General features: G+C 45.9%; 2 protein-coding genes. Both read right to left on the reverse strand.

The genetic code is table 11. The features are described 5' to 3' along the window. Nucleotides 1–249 (reverse strand): DUF2956 family protein (locus ACFQEU_RS17065; RefSeq protein ID WP_379784086.1); only part of this gene is annotated, 249 nt, incomplete at its 3' end. Between the two features lie 129 nt (nucleotides 250–378). Beyond that, nucleotides 379–735 (reverse strand): ABC transporter permease (locus ACFQEU_RS17070; protein WP_379784088.1); only part of this gene is annotated, 357 nt, incomplete at its 5' end.

The raw sequence follows: 735 nt of genomic DNA on the forward strand, positions 1-735 counted from the left end.
AACTCGGGGGATGTTTTCTACGTCAAGCGCGCTGAGCTCGGGACCTTGCTTAGCTTTCTTGAGCGCCTTATCTAGTTCTCTGGCTTTTGCTTTTTGCTGTTTTTTATAGAGATCAATGCCTTTTTCTATACCTTGAGCGATGAGTTTAGATTGCTCTTTGGTCTGCCCTGGCCGTTGAATCCCTTTGGCCACCGCCTGCGCTTCAAGGCTGGTTTTTTCAGAAATGTTAGTATGCTTTTGCTTTGCCACAGAGTTGCCTGCCAAGTTTTTAATGTGATATCTATGTTTCGAATGACGGTGCCGTTTAGCACTGTCGTTGCACAGAAGCGCGGTAGCCTTGGTGGCAAAGGCAGAGGTGTGCTCGGCCTTTGCGCTGGATTACTCTCGCAGCCGGTACCCTGTTATAAAAATCCATGCAATATAGATTAAGCAGGCGAACATGAATAGCGATGTCATGCCGACGCTTACGGCTAGGTGCACATCGGCGACGCCGTAGAAACTCCAGCGAAAGCCACTGATTAAATAGACGATGGGGTTAAACAGTGTAACGGTTTGCCAAAAGGGTGGCAGCATATTAATAGAATAAAATGCCCCGCCTAAAAAAGTCAGTGGTGTAATCACTAATAACGGAACCACTTGTAATTGCTGAAAATTCTTTGCCCATATGCCAAGAATGAAACCAAATAGGCTAAAGGTTACTGCTGTTAAGACTAGAAAGCAGAACATCCAAAACGG

This window comes from Halorubrum tibetense, from assembly GCF_042661865.1.
GTDB lineage: Archaea > Halobacteriota > Halobacteria > Halobacteriales > Haloferacaceae > Halorubrum > Halorubrum tibetense.